Source organism: Streptomyces speibonae, from assembly GCF_984686075.1.
This window is the reverse complement of the sequence record NZ_OZ480260.1, coordinates 2,088,561-2,111,420: the sequence shown is the minus strand read 5'-3', so window position 1 is coordinate 2,111,420 and position 22,860 is coordinate 2,088,561. Positions and strand designations below refer to the sequence as shown.

General features: G+C 72.0%; 17 protein-coding genes and 1 riboswitch. Of the genes, 11 read left to right on the top strand and 6 right to left on the bottom strand.

Going from position 1 to position 22,860, the window contains the following annotated elements; translation table 11 throughout:
- The first annotated feature begins 78 nt into the window (after positions 1 to 78).
- Positions 79 to 1,614, top strand: coding sequence for an RNA polymerase sigma factor (locus AC5L3C_RS09250; RefSeq protein ID WP_125503847.1), 1,536 nt, complete (start codon positions 79 to 81; stop codon positions 1,612 to 1,614).
- Between the two features lie 144 nt (positions 1,615 to 1,758).
- A complete protein-coding gene (locus AC5L3C_RS09245; protein ID WP_493648333.1) occupies positions 1,759 to 2,592 on the top strand; it encodes a S1 family peptidase in 834 nt (277 codons plus the stop codon).
- Positions 2,593 to 2,764: 172 nt separating this feature from the next.
- Here the strand turns inward: AC5L3C_RS09245 and AC5L3C_RS09240 are convergent, their stop codons facing one another.
- Positions 2,765 to 2,992 (bottom strand): DUF7455 domain-containing protein, encoded by a 228-nt coding sequence (locus tag AC5L3C_RS09240; protein ID WP_125503844.1) that lies wholly within the window; start codon positions 2,990 to 2,992, stop codon positions 2,765 to 2,767.
- 439 nt (positions 2,993 to 3,431) lie between these two features.
- Between AC5L3C_RS09240 and AC5L3C_RS09235 the strand changes: the two genes are divergently transcribed.
- From AC5L3C_RS09235 to AC5L3C_RS09225, 3 genes are all read left to right on the top strand, one after another.
- Positions 3,432 to 5,555 carry a DNA gyrase/topoisomerase IV subunit B gene (locus AC5L3C_RS09235; RefSeq protein ID WP_125503843.1) on the top strand — a complete coding sequence of 708 codons (2,124 nt, stop codon included), beginning with the start codon at positions 3,432 to 3,434 and terminating at the stop codon, positions 5,553 to 5,555.
- A gap of 111 nt (positions 5,556 to 5,666) precedes the next feature.
- Positions 5,667 to 6,122 carry a DUF485 domain-containing protein gene (locus AC5L3C_RS09230; RefSeq protein ID WP_493648331.1) on the top strand — a complete coding sequence of 152 codons (456 nt, stop codon included), beginning with the start codon at positions 5,667 to 5,669 and terminating at the stop codon, positions 6,120 to 6,122.
- Positions 6,119 to 7,711: a monocarboxylic acid transporter gene (locus tag AC5L3C_RS09225; RefSeq protein WP_493648329.1), complete on the top strand. Its 1,593-nt coding sequence runs from the start codon at positions 6,119 to 6,121 to the stop codon at positions 7,709 to 7,711. The genes AC5L3C_RS09230 and AC5L3C_RS09225 overlap by 4 nt, the downstream gene beginning before the upstream one ends.
- Before the next feature lie 105 nt (positions 7,712 to 7,816).
- On the opposite strand, the gene AC5L3C_RS09220 is transcribed toward AC5L3C_RS09225, so the two are convergent.
- The 3 genes from AC5L3C_RS09220 to AC5L3C_RS09210 are packed head-to-tail and all read right to left on the bottom strand — an operon-like array spanning position 7,817 to position 12,157.
- Positions 7,817 to 9,871 carry a sensor histidine kinase gene (locus AC5L3C_RS09220; protein ID WP_493653790.1) on the bottom strand — a complete coding sequence of 685 codons (2,055 nt, stop codon included), beginning with the start codon at positions 9,869 to 9,871 and terminating at the stop codon, positions 7,817 to 7,819.
- A gap of 30 nt (positions 9,872 to 9,901) precedes the next feature.
- Positions 9,902 to 10,843 (bottom strand): ferredoxin family protein, encoded by a 942-nt coding sequence (locus AC5L3C_RS09215; RefSeq protein ID WP_493648327.1) that lies wholly within the window; start codon positions 10,841 to 10,843, stop codon positions 9,902 to 9,904.
- Positions 10,844 to 10,867: 24 nt separating this feature from the next.
- Positions 10,868 to 12,157, bottom strand: a complete 1,290-nt coding sequence (locus AC5L3C_RS09210) for a citrate/2-methylcitrate synthase (protein WP_493648325.1) — start codon at positions 12,155 to 12,157, stop codon at positions 10,868 to 10,870.
- A gap of 117 nt (positions 12,158 to 12,274) precedes the next feature.
- On the opposite strand from AC5L3C_RS09210, the gene AC5L3C_RS09205 reads away from it, so the two are divergent.
- Together AC5L3C_RS09205 and AC5L3C_RS09200 are read left to right on the top strand one after the other, a co-directional pair.
- Complete coding sequence (locus tag AC5L3C_RS09205) at positions 12,275 to 13,435, top strand: citrate synthase (protein ID WP_493648323.1); 1,161 nt, start codon at positions 12,275 to 12,277, stop codon at positions 13,433 to 13,435.
- Between the two features lie 238 nt (positions 13,436 to 13,673).
- On the top strand, positions 13,674 to 13,913 hold the full coding sequence (locus AC5L3C_RS09200; protein ID WP_125503831.1) for a hypothetical protein: 240 nt from the start codon (positions 13,674 to 13,676) through the stop codon (positions 13,911 to 13,913).
- 27 nt (positions 13,914 to 13,940) lie between these two features.
- Here the strand turns inward: AC5L3C_RS09200 and AC5L3C_RS09195 are convergent, their stop codons facing one another.
- Positions 13,941 to 14,498 carry a DUF6082 family protein gene (locus tag AC5L3C_RS09195; protein WP_493648320.1) on the bottom strand — a complete coding sequence of 186 codons (558 nt, stop codon included), beginning with the start codon at positions 14,496 to 14,498 and terminating at the stop codon, positions 13,941 to 13,943.
- Between the two features lie 319 nt (positions 14,499 to 14,817).
- On the opposite strand from AC5L3C_RS09195, the gene AC5L3C_RS09190 reads away from it, so the two are divergent.
- Positions 14,818 to 15,867: a CobW family GTP-binding protein gene (locus AC5L3C_RS09190; RefSeq protein ID WP_493648318.1), complete on the top strand. Its 1,050-nt coding sequence runs from the start codon at positions 14,818 to 14,820 to the stop codon at positions 15,865 to 15,867.
- Between the two features lie 27 nt (positions 15,868 to 15,894).
- Here the strand turns inward: AC5L3C_RS09190 and AC5L3C_RS09185 are convergent, their stop codons facing one another.
- Positions 15,895 to 18,351: a DNA gyrase/topoisomerase IV subunit A gene (locus tag AC5L3C_RS09185; RefSeq protein WP_493648316.1), complete on the bottom strand. Its 2,457-nt coding sequence runs from the start codon at positions 18,349 to 18,351 to the stop codon at positions 15,895 to 15,897.
- A gap of 463 nt (positions 18,352 to 18,814) precedes the next feature.
- Between AC5L3C_RS09185 and AC5L3C_RS09180 the strand changes: the two genes are divergently transcribed.
- The 3 genes from AC5L3C_RS09180 (at position 18,815) to AC5L3C_RS09170 (ending at position 22,725) form a co-directional block, all read left to right on the top strand.
- Positions 18,815 to 20,188 carry a M16 family metallopeptidase gene (locus AC5L3C_RS09180; protein ID WP_493648314.1) on the top strand — a complete coding sequence of 458 codons (1,374 nt, stop codon included), beginning with the start codon at positions 18,815 to 18,817 and terminating at the stop codon, positions 20,186 to 20,188.
- A complete protein-coding gene (locus AC5L3C_RS09175; protein WP_493648312.1) occupies positions 20,185 to 21,573 on the top strand; it encodes a M16 family metallopeptidase in 1,389 nt (462 codons plus the stop codon). Before AC5L3C_RS09180 ends, AC5L3C_RS09175 begins: the two co-directional genes overlap by 4 nt.
- 201 nt (positions 21,574 to 21,774) lie before the next feature.
- Positions 21,775 to 21,940: riboswitch (cyclic di-AMP (ydaO/yuaA leader) on the top strand.
- A gap of 11 nt (positions 21,941 to 21,951) precedes the next feature.
- Entirely contained in the window at positions 21,952 to 22,725 is a 774-nt protein-coding gene (locus AC5L3C_RS09170; protein ID WP_493648310.1) for a M23 family metallopeptidase, read from the top strand.
- Positions 22,726 to 22,860: the final 135 nt, after the last annotated feature.

The window sequence follows — 22,860 nt, the reverse complement described above, 5'->3', positions numbered from 1 at the left end:
CATCCCCAAGCCGGCGGTCGGCTCCTGTCCACTGTGGACGGAGCCGGAAGCCGTTTTCAACGTTCCGAGAGGTTGTTCGTGTCGGCCAGCACATCCCGTACGCTCCCGCCGGAGATCGCCGAGTCCGTCTCTGTCATGGCTCTCATTGAGCGGGGAAAGGCTGAGGGGCAGATCGCCGGCGATGACGTGCGTCGGGCCTTCGAAGCTGACCAGATTCCGGCCACTCAGTGGAAGAACGTACTGCGCAGCCTCAACCAGATCCTCGAGGAAGAGGGTGTGACGCTGATGGTCAGTGCCGCAGAGCCCAAGCGCACCCGCAAGAGCGTCGCAGCGAAGAGTCCCGCCAAGCGCACCGCCACCAAGACGGTCGCGGCCAAGACGGCGACCGCCCGGAAGGCCACCGCCACCGCCACACCCGCTGCGCCCGCCACCGACCCCGCCGCCGAGGAGGAAGCACCCGCCAAGAAGGCGGCTGCCAAGAAGACCGCCGCCAAGAAGGCGACGGCGAAGAAGGCCACGGCCAAGAAGACGGCCGCCAAGAAGACCACGGCCAAGAAGGACGACGCCGAGCTGGTCGACGAGGAGGCCATCGAGGAGCCCAAGGCGGCCGCGGCGGAGGAGCCCGAGGGCGCCGAGAACGCCGGCTTCGTCCTCTCCGACGAGGACGAGGACGACGCTCCGGCCCAGCAGGTCGCCGCCGCCGGCGCCACCGCCGACCCGGTCAAGGACTACCTCAAGCAGATCGGCAAGGTCCCCCTGCTCAACGCCGAGCAGGAGGTCGAGCTCGCCAAGCGTATCGAGGCGGGTCTGTTCGCCGAGGACAAGCTGGCCAACTCCGACAAGCTGGCGCCGAAGCTCAAGCGTGAGCTGGAGATCATCGCCGAGGACGGGCGCCGCGCCAAGAACCACCTGCTGGAGGCCAACCTCCGCCTGGTGGTCTCCCTGGCCAAGCGCTACACCGGCCGGGGCATGCTCTTCCTGGACCTGATCCAGGAGGGCAACCTCGGTCTGATCCGCGCGGTGGAGAAGTTCGACTACACCAAGGGCTACAAGTTCTCCACGTATGCCACCTGGTGGATCCGCCAGGCGATCACCCGCGCCATGGCCGACCAGGCCCGCACCATCCGTATCCCGGTGCACATGGTCGAGGTCATCAACAAGCTCGCGCGCGTGCAGCGCCAGATGCTCCAGGACCTGGGCCGCGAGCCCACCCCGGAGGAGCTGGCCAAGGAGCTCGACATGACCCCGGAGAAGGTCATCGAGGTCCAGAAGTACGGCCGTGAGCCCATCTCCCTGCACACTCCGCTGGGCGAGGACGGCGACAGCGAGTTCGGTGACCTCATCGAGGACTCCGAGGCCGTCGTCCCGGCCGACGCGGTCAGCTTCACGCTGCTGCAGGAACAGCTGCACTCCGTCCTGGACACCCTGTCCGAGCGCGAGGCGGGCGTCGTCTCCATGCGTTTCGGCCTCACCGACGGTCAGCCGAAGACCCTCGACGAGATCGGCAAGGTCTACGGCGTCACCCGTGAGCGGATCCGCCAGATCGAGTCCAAGACCATGTCGAAGCTGCGCCACCCGTCGCGCTCCCAGGTGCTGCGCGACTACCTCGACTAGGCCGGCCCCGCGCGCCGCGCGACGTCCCGGAAGGCCCGGTTCCCGTCCTCGGGAGCCGGGCCTTCGCGCTGCCGCGCGGGTGCGGGCACGCACGGCGTCGATCACCCTGGGTGCTTCAGGAGTACCCCAGTGTGAGGAGCGCGCATGCGACGTCGACTTGCCCGGGCCCTGGCCCGGCCGCTCGCCCTGGCGGCCGCGGGGACCGTCATACCACTGGCCACGGCCGCGCCGGCGGCCGCCGACCGCATCGTCGTCGGCGGCTTCCCGGTCGATGTCTCGCAGAGCCCGTGGACCGTGGCGCTGTCCAGCCGTGACCGGTTCGGGGGTACGCGAGCGGGCCAGTTCTGCGGGGGTGTGGCGGTCGGCCGGACCACCGTCCTCACTGCGGCCCACTGCATGAACAAGGAGCTGCTGGGGACGTCCCCGGAGCGGCTGCGCGACCTCAAGGTGATCACGGGGCGCACCGAGCTGCTGTCGGACCGCGGCAAGGAGATCGCCGTCCGCGAGACCTGGGTGAACCCGGGCTACGACGCCGATACGAACTCCGGCGACTTCGCCGTGCTCAGCCTGGCGGAGCCGCTGCCCTCGAAAGCGGTCATAGGCATGGCGGCCGCGGGCGACCCCGCCTACCGCGCGGGGACGGGCGCCCTGGTCTACGGGTGGGGGGACACCACGGGATCCGGCACCTTCGCCGGGAGCCTGCACGCGGCACGGGTGAAGGTGCAGCCCGACGCGCTGTGCGAGCGGGCGTATCCGGGCGGCTCCGAGGGCACCTACCGCGCCGGGACGATGCTGTGCGCGGGGGAGGTGGCAGGGGGCCGCGACGCCTGCCAGGGGGACAGCGGCGGGCCGCTGGTGGCCCAGGGGCGGCTGATAGGTCTCGTGTCCTGGGGCGCCGGCTGCGGCTGGGCGGGCAGTCCCGGCGTCTATACGCGGATCTCCGACGTCCTGCGGACGTTGGGGTGGTCCGGTAGCTGAGAGGCGCTCCGAGAGCGTCTGCGCGGCTCTGGGGAGGTCTCAGGGGCCGGTGAGCGGAGGGGAGGCCCTCCTGGAATCCGGGAGCAGAGACGGGCGACCGCCTCCGAGGCAAACGGAGGCGGTCGCCCGTCGGCCGGCCGGTGCCGGGCTGCTCGTCGTCGGACGCGAGGTGTCAGCGCTCTTCTTCGGAGGCGGTCGCCGGGGCGGTGAGCCGCTCCGTCTCGTCCTGTATCTCAGCGGCGATCTTCTTGAGTTCCGGCTCGAACTTGCGACCGTGGTGGGCGCAGAAGAGCAGTTCTCCGCCGCTCAGCAGGACGACGCGCAGGTATGCCTGGGCGCCGCAGCGGTCGCAGCGATCGGCGGCCGTCAGCGGGCTCGCGGGGGTCAGAACAGTAGTCACGTCGCCTCTTCTCTAGCTCGACGAGCTGTCGTACCAGGGTCAACATCCAACCAGCCCCAAAACGTTCCCGCTCGTGGCTTTTCCTCGAAAAAATCTTCCGAGGCGGCTGGCTGCTGCCGGTTGGCGGCGAATGTGCCGTAGTGCGTGTCTCTGTGTCGTACGGATTCGCGTTCGTATCGGTGGTCGGCCCTCCCGGCTGGGTTGCCGGTTGTTCATGAGGACGTGCCCGGAGCCTAAATGGTTCATGCCTGGAAGGGAACGTGATGTGTGCTTCACTCCATCGAGGGATCGAACACGCATACGACTCTGGACTAGGGTGGTCACAGACGAGGGTGGCGTTACAACGGCTCTACCAGGCCTCGGTACCCTCTCACCGGTAACTCAGGCCGCGCCCTTACCCATGAGGGGCCCCATTGAAATTCAGCGAGGAGCGAACCGCGTGACCGCCGAGACGTCCGTGCCGTCCACAGCGCTGCTGGCAGGAGCAGACCGGGACGGTTCCAACTACACCGCGCGGCACCTGCTCGTCCTCGAGGGGCTCGAGGCCGTGCGGAAGCGCCCCGGTATGTACATCGGATCCACCGACAGCCGTGGTCTGATGCACTGCCTCTGGGAGATCATCGACAACTCCGTGGACGAGGCCCTCGGTGGCTACTGCGACCGCATCGAGGTGGTCCTCCACGACGACGGCTCGGTGGAGGTCCGGGACAACGGCCGGGGCATCCCGGTCGACGTCGAGCCCAAGACCGGGCTCTCCGGCGTCGAGGTCGTCATGACCAAGCTGCACGCCGGCGGCAAGTTCGGCGGCGGCTCCTACGCCGCCTCCGGCGGTCTGCACGGCGTCGGCGCCTCCGTGGTCAACGCCCTCTCCGCGCGGCTCGACGTCGAGGTCGACCGCGGCGGACACACTCACGCGATCAGCTTCCGGCGCGGTGTCCCCGGTGAATTCGCCGCGCTGGGTCCGGACGCGAAGTTCGAGGCCAGGAGCGGGCTGCGCAAGGTCAAGAAGATCCCCAAGACCCGCAGCGGTACCCGCGTGCGCTACTGGGCCGACCGCCAGATCTTCCTCAAGGACGCCCGGCTCGACCTGGCCACGCTGCACCAGCGCGCCCGGCAGACGGCGTTCCTGGTGCCCGGGCTGACCATCGTCGTCCGTGACGAGTTCGGGCTCGGAGAGGGCGGCAGCAAGGGCGAGGAGTCCTTCCGCTTCGACGGCGGCATCAGCGAGTTCTGCGAGTTCCTGGCCACCGACCGGCCGATCTGCGACACCCTCCGCTTCACGGGACAGGGCACCTTCAAGGAGACCGTCCCCGTCCTCGACGAGCACGGCCAGATGACGCCCACCGAGGTCACCCGCGAGCTCGGGGTCGACGTGGCGATGCGCTGGGGAACCGGCTACGACACCACGCTCAGGTCGTTCGTCAACATCATCGCCACCCCCAAGGGCGGCACCCATGTCGCCGGCTTCGAGCAGGCCGTCGCCAAGACGATGAACGAGGTGCTGCGCGCCAAGAAGATGCTGCGCGTGGCCGAGGACGACATCGTCAAGGACGACGCCCTCGAGGGCTTGACGGCGGTCGTCACGGTCCGTCTGGCCGAGCCGCAGTTCGAGGGCCAGACCAAGGAGGTCCTCGGCACCTCGGCGGCCCGCCGCATCGTGAACAACGTGATCTCCAAAGAGCTCAAGGCGTTCCTGACCTCCTCCAAGCGGGACGCGGCCCAGCAGGCCCGCGTCGTCATGGAGAAGGTGGTCGCGGCGGCCCGGACGCGTATCGCCGCCCGCCAGCACAAGGACGCCCAGCGCCGCAAGACGGCCCTGGAGTCGTCCACGCTGCCCGCCAAGCTCGCCGACTGCCGCAGCGACGACGTCGACCGCAGCGAGCTGTTCATCGTCGAGGGCGACTCCGCGCTCGGTACGGCGAAGCTCGCCCGGAACTCCGAGTTCCAGGCGCTGCTGCCGATCCGGGGCAAGATCCTCAACGTCCAGAAGTCGTCCGTGACCGACATGCTCAAGAACGCCGAGTGCGGCGCCATCATCCAGGTCATAGGAGCCGGCTCGGGGCGGACCTTCGACATCGACGCGGCCCGCTACGGCAAGATCATCATGATGACCGACGCCGACGTCGACGGCTCCCACATCCGTACGCTGCTGCTGACGCTGTTCCACCGCTACATGCGGCCCATGGTCGAGGCCGGGCGGGTGTTCGCCGCGGTGCCGCCACTGCACCGCATCGAGATCGTCCAGCCCAAGAAGGGCCAGGACAAGTACGTCTACACGTACTCGGACCGGGAACTGCGCGACAAGCTCATGGAGTTCCAGAGCAAGGGCATCCGGTACAAGGACTCGATCCAGCGCTACAAGGGCCTCGGCGAGATGGACGCCGACCAGCTGGCCGAGACCACCATGGACCCGCGTCACCGCACCCTGCGCCGGATCAACCTCACCGACCTGGAGGCCGCCGAGCAGGTCTTCGACCTGCTCATGGGCAACGACGTGGCCCCGCGCAAGGAGTTCATCTCCAGCTCCGCGGCGACGCTGGACCGCTCCCGCATCGACGCCTAGGGAGCTGCGCGACGGGCCCTCGCGGGTGCGCCCGCAAGCCGGGTCACCTGATGGGGTGAAGAGGAACGGGAAGAAGCGTCAGGGATCTTCCCGTTCTGTCCATCCTTGGGCATGCAGTCAAGCAACTCGGGGGACGTGACCTACGACGATCCCTGGTACGACGCCCTGGCCTCGGGCTGGGGCGAGTCGTCCGACGCCGGGGTGCCGCCGCCGCGGCGCGAACCCAGCACCGCGGCGGCCGCCGACGTCTACCTCGAAGTACAGCGCAGCGCGGCCTTCCAGGAGGTCCGCAGCAGGTACCGGCGGTTCGTGGTCCCGGCGGTCGTGGTCTTCCTCGCCTGGTACGTGGCGTACGTCGTGGCCGCCACGACCGCGCCGGAACTGATGGCACGCCCGGTCGCCGGCGCCGTGAACCTGGGCATGCTGGCGGGGCTCGGCCAGTTCCTCACCACCTTCCTGCTCACCTGGGCCTACGCACGGCACGCGCGGTTGCGCAGGGACCGCGCGGCGCTGCAACTGCGCTGGGACGCCCAGGAACTGGCGCGGGGCAGAGGCGGTGCCGCGTGACGGTCGATCATCAGACGTCGGCTCTGCTGCTGTTCAGCGTGTTCGTCGCGGTCACGCTGGCCATCACGACCTGGGTGAGCCGTCGCCGCCAGGGCTCCGCGGAGGAGTTCTACGCCGGCGGCAGGCTCTTCTCGCCCATGGAGAATGGTTTTGCCATCGCGGGCGACTACATGTCGGCCGCCTCCTTCCTCGGCATCTCCGGACTCATCGCGCTCGTCGGCTACGACGGGATGCTCTACTCGGTGGGGTTCCTGGTGGCCTGGCTGGTGGTGCTGTTCCTGGTCGCGGAACTCGTGCGCAACTGCGGGCGCTTCACGCTCGCGGACGTCGTCGCCGCGCGCATGCGGGAGCGGCCGGTGCGCATCGCGGCGGGCACCTCCTCGGTCACCGTGTCCGTGCTGTACCTGGTGGCGCAGATGGTGGGCGCGGGCAGCCTGGTCGCGCTGCTGCTCGGCGGCACCGGCGAGGCGCTGCGGTCCTGGGCCGTCGTCGGCGTGGGCGTCCTCATGGTGATCTACGTCTCGTTGGGCGGGATGCGGGCCACCACATGGATCCAGATCGTCAAGGCGGTCCTGCTGCTCGGCGGCACCGTCGCGCTGACCACGCTGGTCCTGCTGCGCTTCCACGGCGACCTCAACCGGCTGCTGCACACGGCGGCCGACCGCAGCGGGCACGGGGACGCCTTCCTGGCGCCCGGGCTCGCCTACGGCACGGACTGGACCGCGCGGTTCGACTTCATCAGCCTGGGGCTCGCCCTGGTGCTCGGCACGGCCGGACTGCCGCACATCCTGTCCCGCTTCTACACCGTGCCCACCGCGCGGGCGGCACGGCGCTCGGTCGTCTGGGCGATCGGACTCATCGGCGGGTTCTACCTGATGACGATCGTGCTCGGCTTCGGGGCCGCCGCGATCATCGGACCGGGTGCCGTACGCGCCTCCGACGCGTCCGGGAACACGGCCGTGCCGCTGCTCGCCCTCGACCTGGGCGGCGGCGTCGGCACCCTGGGCGGAACGATCCTGTTCGCGGTCGTCGCCGCGGTCGCCTTCGCGACGATCCTCGCCGTGGTCGCCGGGATCACGCTGGCCTCCTCCGTGTCCGTCGCGCACGACCTGTACGCGTCCCTTCGGCGCCGCCGGGGAACACCGCGCGGCGAGGTGGCCGTCGCCCGGGTCGCCGCGGTGGGCATCGGTCTGCTGGCGATCGCCCTGGGGCTGCTGGCCCGCGACCTCAACGTGGCGTTCCTGGTGGGCCTCGCCTTCGCCGTGGCCGCGTCCGCGAACCTGCCCGTGCTGCTCTACTCGCTGTTCTGGCGCCGTTTCACCACACGCGGTGCCGTATGGTCCGTCTACGGCGGTCTGGTCCCGGCGCTGGTGCTGGTGGCGGTGTCCCCCGTGGTGTCCGGCAGCCCCGAATCCCTCATCCCCGGCGCCGACTTCCAGCTCTTCCCGCTGCAGAACCCGGGGCTGGTCTCCATCCCGCTGGGCTTCCTCGCCGGCTGGCTCGGCACCGTCACCTCGGCCGAGGACCCCGACGCGGCCCGGCACGCGGAGACCGAGGTGCGTTCGCTGACCGGAGCGGGGGCGGTGTAGGGGCGGCCGACGGAGACGGACGGCCCCCGCATCCGTATGGAAGGTGGGGCACGGTTCCTTCCCCCGCCCCCATGGGCCGTGTCCTCAGGCGCGGGCCGCCCGCACCTAAGGGTGTTCCGGGCGGCCCGCGTCGCCGTGCCGGGGTGTCTCCTCCTCGGCGGTCCGCGGGGCGGTCGCCCCGGTCAGCGCGGGTTCGGCGCCCGGCTCGGCCAGCGCCTCGGGCAGGATCACGGTGAACTCCGCGCCGCCGCCCGGCGCCTCGCCCACGCTCGCGCCGCCCCCCTGGCGCTCGGCGAGCCTGCGCACCAGGGGCAGCCCGATGCCCCGCTCGCGATGCGCCGGCGCCTCCTTGGTGGACCAGCCCTCGGTGAAGACCAGCTCGCGCCGGTCGGGCGGCACCCCGGGCCCCGTGTCCCGCACGACGAGCACCGCGGTGCGCCCCTCCGCGCGCAACTCGACCTCCACGCGCGCGTGCGGCGTACCGGCGGTGGCGTCCAGGGCGTTGTCCAGCAGGTTGCCGAGGACGGTGACGAGCCCGCGCGGGTCGATGAGCCGGTCCGGCAGGCTGGTCCGGTCGGAGACCCACAGGGCCACGCCGCGCTCGGCGGCGACGGTCGCCTTGCCCACCAGCAGCGCCGCGAGCAGCGGGTCCCGGATCTTCTCCATGACCTGCTCCGACGTGGCCCGGTGGTCGCCGACGACCTCGCCGACGAACTCCACGGCGTCGTCGTACATCTCCAGTTCCAGCAGCCCGAGCAGGGTGTGCATGCGGTTGGCGTGCTCGTGGTCCTGGGCGCGCAGCGCGTCGATCAACCCCCGCGTGGAGTCCAGCTCCCGGCCCAGCCGGTCCAGCTCCGTGCGGTCGCGCAAGGTGGCCACGGCGCCGCCGTCGTCGGTCGGCATGCGGTTGGCGACCAGGACCCGCCGGCCGCGGACGGTGAGCAGATCGGTGCCGGTCACCCGCCCGGCGAGCACGTCGGCGGTGCGTCCCGCGCCGAGCGCCTCGCCGGGGGAGCGGCCGACGGCCTCACCACCGATCCCCAGCAGACGCTGCGCCTCGTCGTTCAGCAGCCGGATGCGGCCGCCGCGGTCCAGGGCGACGACGCCCTCCCGGATGCCGTGCAGCATGGCCTCGCGCTCGGCGAGCAGCGCCGCGATGTCGGAGAAGGCCAGGTCGCGGGTCTGCCGCTGGACCCGCCGGGAGATGAGCCAGGCCGCGAGCGCGCCCACCGCCAGGGCGCCGCCGGCGTAGGCGAGAAGGCCGGGGATCGCGGCGATCAGCCGGGCCCGGACGCTGTCGTAGGCGATGCCGACCGAGACCGCCCCGACGATCTCGCCCGCGTCGTCCCGCAGCGGCACCTTGCCCCGCGCGGAGCGCCCCAGGGTGCCCTCGTCGATCTCCATGACCTCGTGCCCGGCCAGCGCCTCGCCGGGGTCGGTCGACACCACGCCGCCGATCCGCCGCGGGTCGGTGTGCGACCAGCGCACGCCCCGCAGGTCCAGCACCACGATGTACTCGGCGCCGGTGGCCTCGCGGATCCGCTCCGCCTCCCGCTGCACGGGGCCGCCGGGTGAGGGGTCCGTGCTTTGCAGGCTGTCCGCGATGTGCCGCTGCTGGGCCGTGGTCTGCGCGATCGCCAGCGCGCGGCGCATCGCCTGGTCGTCCAGCTGGTCGCCGAGCGGCGCGAGGAACAGCCCGGTGGCGAGCACCGCGACCCCCGCGGCGATGGCCAGCTGCATCAGCAGGACCTGCGAGAACACGCGCCGGGGCAGCCCGAGGCGCAGGCGGCGAGCGGGGGGTGCGCTACTCATGGCCACGACGGTACGTGGCGGGGCCGGGGCTGCCGTAGGGGTGCGGCGGGATTCTCCCGGGAGCGCGCCGCCGTGGGCGGAGCGGGCCGCGCCCGCGAGGCGGGCGAGCTGCTTGGACGTCCTGGACGTGGCCACCACGTGGTCGGGGGCGCCCAGGCGGCTGACATCACCCACCGTGCGGGCGATCCCGGTGCGCACAGGGCGGCGCAGCGCGCGGACGTCGTCGGGCCCGGGCGGGTCGCCGGGCAGCCGGCCGGCGGTGAGGCGGCCGGCGCCGAGCGGCAGCGACACCGCGGCGCCGGGCTCCTGGTCGAGGCCGTGGGCGATCTCCAAGGAGCCGCCGCCGATGTCGGCGTGGGCGGGCCGCCGTACGCGCGGTCAGCCGGCCAGTGCCGCCAGGGCCGCCTCGCGGATGTCCACGACGTCCATCCGCGCGGGCGAGCCGAGGACCGATCCGCAGCTGTCCGGGCGGGGCGGCAGGGAGGCGCCCTGCGCGACCGCCACCCGCCATCGCCGCCCGTCCGCGTGGGCGACGGTCACCTCCCAGCGCGGCGCCGCGCCGTCCGTCCGTACGACGCTCAGGGCCTGCGCGGCGTACTCGCCCACCGCGCGGCGCACGGCCAGCTCGGCCGCCTGGCCGGGCCGCTCCCACGCGGAGGCGCCCCGGCACCCCTCGACGACGATCCGGCCCTCCTGCGCGCCGTGCAGCACCTCCTTGACGGCGTGCGCCTCGGCCCGGCCGTAGGCGTAGCCGTAGGGCAGGACGAGCACCGTGGGCGAGAAGCGGTGGCCGCCGAGGTGGGTGACCTCCCAGACGCCCTCGACCCCGGAGGCGGCGAGCTCGGCCGCCAGGGGCCGCCCGAGCAGGGCACAGCAGCGGTCGCGCCTGCCGTTGGTGCACACGAGCGCGAGCGGGTCGCCCTCGTGGGGAACGCCGCCGAGCGCCGCCTCGAAGGTCGCGGGCCCGCCCCGGCCCAGCGCGGCGAAGTCGAGGTCCAGCAGCCGTGCGGGGTCGGTGATCGTGGCCGCCCGCAGCCACACGTTTCCCGGAACGGTGTGGGCGGCGTACACCTGGCGGTCGGCGGGCACCCGGCGGTCCGCGTGGCGCCCCGCGCGCCGTATCAGCGCGACCCGGACCCCGGTACCGCGCGCGGCGGTCTCCAGTTCCCGGCCCAGCGCGGGATCGAGGTGGCTCGAGGTGAGCGCCTTGGCACCCCACGGGCCCGGCTGCTCCAGCAGCAGCCAGGTCCTCGCGGTGGCCGCGGTTCCCGCGACCGGCTCGTCGAGCTCGCGGGAGACGGTTGAGCACGTGCTACTCACACAGGTGAGCCTAACCTGACTTTCTCAGGAGTGCCGTGCCGCCCCACCCGTCTCCTGCCCGGGCAGCGGCCGGGGCGGCTTCGGCCCCGTGTAGAGACCGCTGGGGCGCATGCGCAGGGGGCGCTCGCCGTACTCCTCCAGCGCGTGGGCGATCCATCCGGCCGTACGGGCGACGGCGAAGATCGTCTCGCCCGCGGAGGACGGCATGCCGCAGGACGCGGTGAAGACGGCGAGCGCCAGGTCGACGTTGGCGTGCAGCGGCGTGCGGCGTGCGGCGGTGGCCACGATGTCGCGCGCGGCGGCCAGCGCGGGAGCGGCCTGCGGGATGTCCTCCAGAAGGGTGAACAGCGCCCGCGCACGCGGGTCCTCGCCGGGGTACAGGCGGTGGCCGAGCCCCGGGACGCGGCGGCCGGCCCGCAGCTCCTCCGCGATGACGGGGGCCGCGTCGCCCTGGTCCAGGACCTCGAGCAGCAGTCTGTGCGCGTGGCCGCTGGCCGCGCCGTGCAGGGGGCCCTCCAGCACGCCGAGCCCGGCCGAGACGGCCGCGTAGGCGTGCGCGCGGGCGGACGCCGCCACGCGGACGGCGAGGGTGGAGGCGGCGAGGTCGTGGTCGACGAGGAGCGCCAGAGCCGTGTCGAGGACCCGCAGCCGTGCCTCGTCGGCCTCCCGGCCGGTGAGCCGGGGCCAGAGACGGTGGGCCAGCGGGCCGGTGTCGCGGTGACCGGACCCGAGCGGGGGCAGCGCGGCGACCAGGGTCGGGATGAGGACGCGGGCGGCGCCGAGGACGGCGTCCTCGGACAGGTCGAAGCGCAGCGGGTCCGCGGTCGCCGCGGCGGTCGCCGCGACGCGCAGGCGGTCGGTGGGAGTGGCGTGCGAGGGCAGCGCCTTCACGGCACGGCGGGCGACCGCGACGGGCGGCCCCGGCGGGTCGAACGCGGCCCCGGGGCTCAGGCGGCCGGTCCACAGCCACTCGGCGACCTCCTCGTAGCTGTGCCGGGTGGCGAGTTCGACGGCGTCGACGCCGCGGAAGTAGAACCGGTCGCTGTCGATGAGGGTGAGCCGGGTCCGCACGGACAGCTCACCGCCGGAGCCGCCCGGACCGCCCGCGCTCTCCCGCCGGTTGCGCCGCGCGAGTGCCTCGACCTCCCGGGCGTCGAAGGTGCTGCCGCGGCCCCCGTGCGTGCGGCGGCTGCTGAGCTGGCCGCGGCTCACGTACGCGTACACGGTCTCCGGTTTCACCCCGAGCAGTTCGGCGGCTTCCCTGGTGCTCAGGCGCCGGTCGGCGGCGCCGGGGGAGGGGTCTTGATCGCGCATGGGGCCACGCTATCCGTCCTGTCGCACATGGACTGAGCTAACTGAAATATTGATTCAATCAATATTGACAGCTTTGTGTCGAGGATGGACAGTCGAATCAAGTTCAAGGAGGAAGTCATGTCTGTCAACGAGGCTGTTGCCCCACGCGTCGAGGTGCCGAAGGGGCTTGCGGGGGTGGTCGTCACGGACACCCGGATCGGCGACGTCCGGGGCACCGAGGGCTTCTACCACTACCGGCAGTACTCGGCCGTCGACCTGGCCCGCTCCCGCGGCTTCGAGGACGTGTGGCACCTGCTGGTGCACGGCGAACTGCCCGACGCGCGGCAGGCCGCGCGCTTCGCCGCCGAGACCGCCGCACTGCGGCGCCTGCCCGACGCGGTACGGGCCGCCCTGCCCGCCGTCGCGGCGGCCGGCGGGCGCTCCGGCCCGCTCGCCGGGATGCGGACGGCCCTGTCGCTGCTCGGCGCGGCGAAGGGCTTCCGGCCGGTGTACGACATCGATGCCGACCGCCGCCTGCGGGACACCCTCGCGGCCACCGCGGCGGTGCCCACGCTGCTCACGGCTCTGTACCGGCTGGGCCGGGGGCTGGAGCCGGTGGAGCCGCGCGAGGATCTGCCGTACGCGGCGAACTACCTCTACATGCTGACGGGCGCCGAACCGGACGCCGAGCGGGTGCGGGCCATCGAGCAGTACCTGATCTCCACCATTGATCACGGCTTCAACGCGTCGACCTTCACGGCACGGGTCATCGCGTCGACCGGTGCCGACGTGGCGGCGTGCCTGGCGGGCGCGGTGGCGGCGCTGTCCGGCCCGCTGCACGGGGGCGCGCCGAGCCGGGCGCTGGACACGCTGGACGCGATCGGGACGCCGGAGCGCATCGACTCCTGGATCCGGGAGCATGTGCGCGCGGGCGAGCGGATCATGGGCTTCGGTCACGCGGTCTACCGCACGGAGGACCCCCGCTCGCGGATGCTGCGCGAGGTGGCCCAGCGGTTCGGCGGACCCCGGGTGGACTTCGCGGTGGAGGTCGAACGCCACGTGGAGGCGATCCTGGCGGAGCTGAAGCCCGGCCGGGCCCTGCACGCCAACGTGGAGTACTACGCCGGCGCCGTCATGGAACTCTGCGGCATCCCGCGCGAGATGTTCACTCCCACGTTCGCGGCCGCGCGGGCGGTCGGGTGGAGCGCCAACATCCTGGAGCAGGCGGAGGACCCGAAGATCATCAGGCCGGCGGCCCGGTACGTGGGGGAGGGGGCGCCGGTGGCGGTGCCCGCCTGAACGCCGCGCAGGTGCCGGGCGTGACCACATGATCGATTCTTCGGGGTCTTCCTGACTCTTGCGGACGTATCGTCCGCCGCCGCGTGGAGACACCCTCACGGGTGATAGAAGAGCCGCTGGGGCGTTGTGTCCGTTGGGGTTTGAGCGTGCCGTCGTGCCCGGAGCGGTTCACGACCTGCCACCATGGCGCCGCAGCGGGCGTAGGTGCTCGCGCCTTGAGAGCAGAGGAAATTCAACAGTGAGTCAGATCATTCGCCGCCTGGGGGTCGCTCCGCGCCACCGGGGCAGTGCCGGTGGTGCCACGTGCCCCGACCTCTTCGAGCTGGCCGACGGCAACTTCGCCGTCATCGGTACGGATGCCACTGATTCACTGGAGTCGCAACTGCCCGAGGACGCCGCCCGCGCCGACTACGAACGCATCGTCGTGATCACCCGGGAGACGCTGATCAAGGCGAAGGCGGACATCCCCGACGCCTAGTCGCGCGGGGTGGGCCCGCGCGTCGGATCAGGTGTCGGCGGGCGGGTCCCCGACGACCCACCACTCCTCGGTGTCGGACTCGTCGAGTTGCAGCAGCAGATCGTCGATCAGTTGACCCAGCGCGGCCTCTTCCGTCCCCTTGATGCTCGCGCGCTGCTGCCGGGTCGCGTACCAGTAGTCCCTGACGATCGGGTTCTGGAAGACGCCCCGGGCGTACTTGAAGAACTCGTCCCGGGTGAGGTTGCCGATGCGGTGGTAGCACAGCAGGTTGGTGTACAGGGCGTTGGCGAAGAGGTACTGGCGGCGCTTCTGCGCGTCGACCGGCACCTCGTAGGTGTCCAGCACCTCGGCGAGATCGGGGTCGTCGATCGCCTTGCTCAGCAACTCCCAGTGCTGGCGCTGCTGCATGGCCAGGTTGGCCTGCTGCTGATTGCGCGTCTGCTTCTCCAGGTGCCTCAGACGCTCGTCGAGCGCGTCGAGGCTGTGCCGCTGTGTCGCCATCACGGCGCAGGCGCCCGCCACCACGCCCAGGCAGGTGGCGACCGTGGTGCGGAGCCCCCGTATCCCACTGTTCCGTGTGCCCATGTCAAATACCCCCGATCAGGCCGCCGTCCGCCGGTCGTCGGGATGCGGGTCGACTGCAGGGAACCGGCGAGCGGTGGGCGGCGCGTGCCGTCTTCCAGGGTGCCGAGCGGCTCTGATCGGCGGGAAGGCGGAGAGGAGGCGCACGGAGGGAAGCGAGGGTCGCACAAACCGGCGCCTTGCCCAACGTCTGCCCCGCAGATGCTGCTAACAATCGTTCACTTCGCCGTCGTTCCTGTCGCTCGTATCCTGTTTCGTCAGTCAATCTTCGGTGCGTACGCCGTCGGTGAGCCGGTGTGCGCACAGGTGTGAAAGGGGTCGCGTGGTGGTGCGGAGCGGCGAGCGGCAGATTCCGGTCGTGGTGCTGGCCGGATTCCTCGGCTCGGGGAAGACCACCCTGCTCAACCACCTCCTCCACCGCAGCGGCGGCAGCCGCATCGGTGCCGTCGTCAACGACTTCGGCGACATCGAGATCGACGCCATGGCCGTCGCCGGGGCACTCGGCGACTCGACCGTGTCGCTCGGCAACGGCTGCCTGTGCTGCGCCGTCGACGGCAGCGAACTCGACGCGTACCTCGAGCGGCTCGCCCGGCCCTCCGCCGGCCTCGACGTCATCGTCATCGAGGCCAGCGGCCTGGCCGAACCACAGGAACTGGTACGGATGGTGCTCGCCAGCGAGCACCCCGGCATCGTCTACGGCGGACTCGTCGAGGTCGTGGACGCCGCCGAGTTCGACGACACCCGGGCCAGGCACCCGGAGATCGACCGGCACCTCGCCCTCGCCGATCTGGTCGTCGTCAACAAGACCGACCGGGTCACGGACGAGGCGCGGGTGCTGCGCCTGGTGCGGTCACTGGTCGACCGCGCCGCCGTGGTGCCCGCCACGCACGGCCGGGTCGACTCCGAGTTCCTCTTCGACTGCCGTCCCGCCGAGGAGCGCGTCGGGCAGCTGTCCTTCGACGACCTGCACCGCGACGGCCACGACCACACCGGGCATCTGCACGCCGCCTACGACAGCCTCTCGTTCGCCTCCGAGCGTCCGCTGGACCCGCGGCGGCTGATCCGCTTCCTGGACAGCAGGCCCGCGGGGCTCTACCGGATCAAGGGATACGTCGACTTCGGGCCGTACGACACCCGCAACCGGTACGCCGTGCACGCCGTGGGGCGGTTCCTGCGGTTCTACCCCGCGCCCTGGCCGGCCGGGACCCAGCGGCTCACGCAGCTCGTCCTCATCGGGACGGACCTCGACGCCGCCGCCCTGCGCGCGGAGCTGGAGGCGTGCGTGAGCGACGGCGCCCCACACGCCGACGAGCAGGGCATGTGGGGCGTGCTGCGCTATGTGCGGGAGACGGAGGAGGACCCGGCGGCCTAGGGGCCCTCAGCGGGCGCCCGGAGTGGCTCAGACCGGGCCCGCCACCACCGACACCGTCTTCGCCAGGGAGACGCCCGAACCGTCGCGGCGCGGGTCGGGCTCCGGGAGGGACACCGCCGCGCCGTTCCTCTGCGCGGCGCGGGCCGGGGCCGGGCCCGCCCAGGCCAGCGACAGGCAGTCCTCGCCCTTCAGGAACCGCTGGCAGCGCACACCGCCGGTGGCCCGGCCCTTGCGCGGGTACTGGTCGAACGGGGTGAGTTTGGCCGTCGTCTGGACCGAGTCGTCCAGCGTCCCGCGCGAGCCCGCGACCGTGAACACCACCGCGTCCACCGCCGGATCGACCGCCGTGAAGCTGATGACCTTCGCCCCCGAGGTGAGCTTGATGCCCGCCATACCGCCCGCGGGGCGGCCCTGCGGACGGACCTGGGCCGCCGGGAAGCGCAGCAGCTGGGCGTCGTCGCTGATGAAGACCAGGTCCTCCTCGCCCGTGCGCAGCTCGACCCCGCCGACGATCCGGTCGCCCTCCTTGAGCGTGATGACCTCCAGCTCCTCCTTGTTGGAGGGGTAGTCGGGCACCACGCGCTTGACGACACCCTGTTCCGTGCCGAGCGCGAGACCGGGCGACGACTCGTCCAGGGTCGTCAGGCACACCACGTCCTCGTCGTCCTCCAGGGAGACGAACTCGGCGAGGGGAGCCCCGCCCGACAGGTTGGGCGTCGGCAGCGTCTCGGGGAGCTGCGGCAGGTCCACGACGTTCAGCCGGAGCAGACGGCCGGCCGAGGTGACGACGCCGATCTCGCCTCGTGCCGTGGCCGGGACCGCCGAGACGATGACGTCGTGCTTGACCCGCTTGGCGCCGGAGGTGTCGCCGAACGGCTCGTCGTTCGCCGTACGGGCCAGCAGCCCCGTGGACGACAGCAGCACACGGCACGGGTCGTCCGCCACCTGCAGCGGCACCGCGGCGGCCACGGCGGCGCCCGACTCCAGCAGCAGCGTACGCCGGTCGTTGCCGAACTTCTTGGACACCGCGGCCAGTTCGGCGGAGACGAGCTTGCGCAGCTCGGCGTCCGAGTCCAGGATCCGGGTCAGCTCCTCGATCTCCGCGTTCAGCCGGTCCTTCTCGGCCTCCAGCTCGATCCGGTCGTACTTGGTCAGGCGGCGCAGCGGCGTGTCGAGGATGTACTGGGTCTGGACGTCGCTGAGCGAGAAGCGGTCCATCAGCCGCTCCTTGGCCTGTGCGGAGTTCTCGCTGGAGCGGATGAGGCGGATGACCTCGTCGATGTCCACCAGCGCCGTGAGCAGGCCCTCGACCAGGTGGAGACGGTCGCGCTTCTTGCCGCGGCGGAACTCCGAACGCCGGCGCACGACGGTGAAGCGGTGGTCGAGGTAGACCTCCAGCAGCTCCTTGAGGCCGAGCGTGAGCGGCTGGCCGTCCACCAGGGCCACGTTGTTGATGCCGAAGGACTCCTCCATCGGCGTCAGCTTGTACAGCTGCTCCAGCACCGCCTCGGGCACGAAGCCGTTCTTGATCTCGATGACCAGGCGCAGACCGTGCTCACGGTCGGTGAGGTCCTTGACGTCGGCGATGCCCTGGAGCTTCTTCGAGCCGACCAGGTCCTTGATCTTGGCGATCACCTTCTCCGGGCCGACCGTGAAGGGCAGCTCCGTGACGACCAGGCCCTTGCGGCGCGCCGTCACGTCCTCCACCGTGGCCGTCGCGCGGATCTTGAACGTGCCGCGGCCCGTCTGGTACGCGTCGCGGATGCCGGAGAGCCCGACGATCCGTCCGCCCGTGGGCAGGTCGGGGCCCGGGACGTGCTTCATCAGCGCGTCGAGGTCGGCGTTCGGGTACCTGATCAGGTGCCGCGCGGCGGCGATGACCTCGCGCAGGTTGTGCGGCGGCATGTTGGTGGCCATGCCGACCGCGATGCCCGAGGCGCCGTTCACCAGGAGGTTCGGGAACGCGGCGGGCAGCGCCACCGGTTCCTGCTCCTGGCCGTCGTAGTTGGGCGCGAAGTCGACCGTGTCCTCGTCGATCGACTCGGTCATCAGACCGGTGGCCTCGGCCATCCGGCACTCGGTGTACCGCATGGCGGCGGGCGGGTCGTCGTTGCCCAGCGAGCCGAAGTTGCCGTGGCCGTCGACGAGCGGGACGCGCATGGAGAACGACTGGGCCATGCGCACGAGGGCGTCGTAGATCGACGCGTCGCCGTGGGGGTGCAGCTTGCCCATGACCTCGCCGACGACGCGGGCGCACTTCACGTAGCCGCGCTCGGGCCGCAAACCCATCTCGTTCATCTGGTAGACGATGCGGCGGTGCACCGGCTTGAGGCCGTCGCGCGCGTCCGGCAGGGCGCGGGAGTAGATGACCGAGTAGGCGTACTCGAGGAAGGAGCCCTGCATCTCGTCGACGACGTCGATGTCGAGGATCTTCTCCTCGTACGGGTCGTCGGGCGGCGGGGTCTTCGTGCTGCGGCGGGCCATCGCTGCCGGCTCCTTGCTGAGCGTGGGACGGATCTGACGCGGACCATTGTGGACCGTCGCACTGACAGACGGGACCAGGACCCGGGTCCGGCCGGTCCGTCCGGTGCGGTGCGGCGGCGCGAGCAGAGTACGCGGACGGGCGCGCCGCGCTCCGCGCGGGGGCGCCCGGGGAACCAGGTCGGCGGGGGTTGCCACCGGGTTCGCGCACGCGGTGTGCGCGGTGCACGCGGTGTGCGTGCCTGCCCGCTCCCGGCCTCGCGCGAGCGGGAGACAACCCCCAGTCGCCCCCTGCCCACCCGCACCGGCCGCGCGCCCCCGCGGGCAGGCCTCCCGGGCATTCTCGCTCTCGGCGTATCCCCGCCCGCCCGGGAACTTCGCCGGTCGTCCGCGCGCTTGCATACAGTGGCAGGACCGGCAGAAACGGCGGATTCGACGACCCGCCTCCGCGATCGAAGGGACGTACATGCCCATGGGTCACACGGCCACAGACCAGGCAGGCTCCGGCGGCCTGACAGCGACCGAGCACCGCCTGGCCAACGGCCTGCGCGTGGTGCTCTCCGAGGACCACCTGACCCCGGTCGCGGCGGTGTGCCTCTGGTACGACGTCGGTTCGCGCCACGAAGTCAAGGGGCGTACCGGTCTGGCTCACCTTTTCGAGCACTTGATGTTCCAGGGCTCCGCCCAGGTGAAGGGCAACGGTCACTTCGAGCTGGTGCAGGGCGCCGGCGGCTCCCTCAACGGCACCACCAGCTTCGAGCGCACCAACTACTTCGAGACCATGCCCGCCCACCAGCTGGAGCTCGCCCTCTGGCTGGAGGCCGACCGGATGGGCTCCCTGCTGACCGCCCTGGACGACGAGTCCATGGAGAACCAGCGCGACGTCGTCAAGAACGAGCGCCGCCAGCGCTACGACAACGTCCCCTACGGCACGGCCTTCGAGAAGCTGACCGCGCTCGCCTACCCGGAGGGCCACCCGTACCACCACACGCCGATCGGCTCGATGGCGGACCTGGACGCGGCCACCCTGGAGGACGCCCGCGCGTTCTTCCGCACCTACTACGCGCCGAACAACGCCGTGCTGTCCGTCGTCGGGGACATCGACCCGGAGCAGACCCTCGCCTGGATCGAGAAGTACTTCGGCTCCATCCCGTCCCACGACGGCAAGCCCGCCCCGCGCGACGGCTCGCTGCCCGACGTCATCGGCGAGCAGCTGCGCGAGGTCGTGGAGGAGGAGGTCCCCGCGCGGGCGCTGATGGCCGCCTACCGGCTGCCGGAGGACGGCACGCGCGCGTGCGACGCCGTGGACCTGGCGCTCACGATCCTCGGCGGCGGCGAGTCCTCGCGGCTCTACAACCGGCTGGTACGGCGCGACCGCACCGCCGTGGCCGCCGGGTTCGGTCTGCTGCGGCTGACCGGGGCCCCCTCCCTGGGCTGGCTGGACGTGAAGACCTCCGGCGACGTGGAGGTGCCGGTCATCGAGGCGGCCATCGACGAGGAGCTCGCCCGGTTCGCCGATCAGGGCCCCACGGCGGAGGAGATGGAACGCGCGCAGGCCCAGTTGGAGCGCGAGTGGCTCGACCGGCTCGGCACGGTCGCGGGCCGCGCCGACGAACTGTGCCGGTACGCCGTCCTGTTCGGCGACCCGCAGCTCGCCCTGACCGCCGTCCAGCGCGTCCTCGAGGTGACGGCGGAGGAGGTGCAGGAGGTCGCCAAGAGCCGCCTGCGCCCCGACAACCGCGCGGTGCTCGTCTACGAGCCCGTCGCCCCGGAGGACGAGGACACCGAGGAAGCCGCCGCGGCCGCCGGCACCGACGAGAACGAGGAGGCGGCGAAGTGACCGAGCTCGCCACGATGGACTTCCACCCCCAGCCGCAGCCGGGCGACGCCAAGCCCTGGGCCTTCCCGGCCCCGGAGCGCGGCCGGCTCGACAACGGCGTCACCGTCCTGCGCTGCGACCGCCCCGGCCAGCAGGTCGTCGCCGTCGAGGTGCTGCTCGACGCGCCCCTGGAGGCCGAGCCGGCGGGGCTCGACGGCGTCGCCACGATCATGGCGCGCGCCTTTTCCGAGGGCACCGACAAGCACTCCGCAGAGGAGTTCGCCGCCGAACTGGAGCGCTGCGGCGCCACCCTGGACGCGCACGCCGACCACCCCGGCGTCCGCCTCAGCCTGGAGGTCCCCGCCTCGCGGCTGCCAAAGGGGCTCGGGCTGCTCGCCGACGCCCTCAGGGCGCCCGCGTTCGCCGACAGCGAGGTCGAGCGGCTCGTCCGCAACCGCCTCGACGAGATCCCGCACGAGCTGGCGAACCCCTCCCGCCGCGCGGCGAAGGAACTGTCCAAGGAGCTCTTCCCGGCGAGTTCGCGCATGTCGCGCCCGCGCCAGGGCACCGAGGAGACGGTCGCCGGCATCGACTCCGCGGCCGTGCGCGCCTTCTACGAGAGCCACGTCCGCCCCGCCACGGCCACCGTCGTGGTCGTCGGCGACCTCGCCGGCGTCGACCTGGACGCGCTGCTCGGCGACACGATCGGCGCCTGGACCGGCTCCCCGGGCCGGCCGCGGCCCGTTCCGCCGGTGGTCGCCGACGACCGCGGCCGGGTCGTGATCGTGGACCGTCCCGGCGCCGTCCAGACACAGCTGCTGATCGGCCGGATCGGCCCCGACCGCCACGACCGCGTGTGGCCCGCCCAGGTGCTGGGCACGTACTGCCTCGGCGGCACCCTCACCTCCCGCCTGGACCGCGTGCTGCGCGAGGAGAAGGGCTACACCTACGGCGTGCGGGCGTTCGGACAGGTCCTCAGGTCCGCCCCCGACGGCACGGGCGCGGCGATGCTGGCCATCAGCGGCTCCGTCGACACGCCGAACACCGGTCCCGCCCTGGACGACCTGTGGAAGGTGCTGCGCACGCTTGCCGCGGACGGGCTCACCGACGCCGAACGCGACGTCGCCGTACAGAACCTGGTGGGGGTGGCGCCGCTCAAGTACGAGACCGCCGCGGCCGTCGCCGGCACCCTGGCCGACCAGGTCGAGCAGCACCTGCCGGACCACTACCAGGCCGACCTGTACCGGCAGTTGGCCGCGACGGGCACCGTGGAGGCCACCGCGGCGGTCGTCAGCGCCTTCCCGGTGGACCGCCTGGTGACCGTCCTGGTCGGTGACGCGGCGCAGATCAAGGCGCCGGTCGAGGCCCTGGGGATCGGTGAAGTCACCGTCGTGACCGCCGAGTAGGCGGCCGCCGGCCGGCACGCGCGCGTGGGCCCTGGTGACGCGAACGTCACCAGGGCCCTCTTATGCCCGAATTGAGGTGGAGGTTGCCTGTCTGCCCTGTGGGATGCGCTACAAAAACCCGGATTCGTTTGGGCGTTGGGAGATGTCCCGCATAGCTTCGTGCGGGCTGTTCGTCGGGCAGTGCGCCGCATCCGCGGCAGCGGACAGCCATCGCCGAGTCCCCGTACGGCGCGAGCCAGGGGAGCCGGGGACCCACACGCAGTCCCTGGGGTGAATCGGGCGCCCGCGCGTACCGCGAGGGGGTCCGTAGGAGACCTTCCTGCTCCGAACCCGTCAGCTAACCCGGTAGGCGAGAGGGAAGGAAAGGACCAGCTGTACATGGCGTTCACCCGCGCCCCGGGGAAGCATCGTCGTCCCAGCCGGACGCAGCGCGGCACCGTCCGCGTGGCGGGCGTCGCGGCCCTCGCCGGCGGTGGAGTCGTCGGCTCCCTCGCGGCCCCCGCGCTCGCCGCCGAACCCGCCGCGGCGCAGACCGGCCTCACTCCCGTCGTCACCCTGGGCGACGCGGTCGCCGACCGGATCGACGCCCAGGCCGCCGCCCAGCACGAGGCCGCGCGTGAGGCGGCCGAGACCGCCGCGCGCAAGGCCGCCGAGCAGGCGGCCCGCGAGAAGGCGGCCGAGGAGGCCGAGGAGGCCCGCGCGGAGAAGGAGCGCGCCGCGCGTGAGGCGGAGCGCAAGCGCCTCAACACCTTCGTCTCCCCGATCCCCGGCTCCTACGTCTCGACCGCCTACGGGAGCGGTGGCGCCGTCTGGTCGTCCGGCACCCACACCGGCATCGACTTCCACGCCGCGAGCGGCACGCCCGTCCAGTCGGTGGGCGTCGGCACCGTCGTCGAGGCCGGCTGGGGCGGCGCGTACGGCAACCAGGTCGTCATCAAGATGAACGACGGCACGTACACGCAGTACGGCCATCTGTCGTCCGTCTCCGTCTCGGTGGGGCAGCAGGTCGCCGCGGGCCAGCAGATCGGCCTCTCGGGCGCCACCGGCAACGTCACGGGCGCGCATCTGCACTTCGAGGCCCGTACCACCGCCGAGTACGGCTCCGACCTCGATCCCGTCGCCTACCTCCGCGGGCACGGCGTGAACCTCTGAGACACGCCCGCCCTGAGAAGCCCCGGCTCCCCGGCCGGGGCTTTCGGCGTTTCGGGGGCGCCTGCTGTCCAAAAAATATGTGTGGATTCCCGGCTGCCGTCGGAAATTCCGGCCGGTTGCAATAGAGTCACGGAA

What these genes read in the sequence shown, in the direction of transcription:
- AC5L3C_RS09245 (WP_493648333.1), top strand. Translation starts at nt 1,759, where the DNA reads ATGCGACGTCGACTTGCCCGGGCCCTGGCCCGGCCGCTCGCCCTGGCG.
- AC5L3C_RS09230 (WP_493648331.1), top strand. Translation starts at nt 5,667, where the DNA reads ATGCAGTCAAGCAACTCGGGGGACGTGACCTACGACGATCCCTGGTAC.
- AC5L3C_RS09210 (WP_493648325.1), bottom strand. Translation starts at nt 12,157, where the DNA reads ATGCGCGATCAAGACCCCTCCCCCGGCGCCGCCGACCGGCGCCTGAGC.
- AC5L3C_RS09205 (WP_493648323.1), top strand. Translation starts at nt 12,275, where the DNA reads ATGTCTGTCAACGAGGCTGTTGCCCCACGCGTCGAGGTGCCGAAGGGG.
- AC5L3C_RS09195 (WP_493648320.1), bottom strand. Translation starts at nt 14,498, where the DNA reads ATGGGCACACGGAACAGTGGGATACGGGGGCTCCGCACCACGGTCGCC.
- AC5L3C_RS09185 (WP_493648316.1), bottom strand. Translation starts at nt 18,351, where the DNA reads ATGGCCCGCCGCAGCACGAAGACCCCGCCGCCCGACGACCCGTACGAG.
- AC5L3C_RS09180 (WP_493648314.1), top strand. Translation starts at nt 18,815, where the DNA reads ATGCCCATGGGTCACACGGCCACAGACCAGGCAGGCTCCGGCGGCCTG.
- AC5L3C_RS09170 (WP_493648310.1), top strand. Translation starts at nt 21,952, where the DNA reads ATGGCGTTCACCCGCGCCCCGGGGAAGCATCGTCGTCCCAGCCGGACG.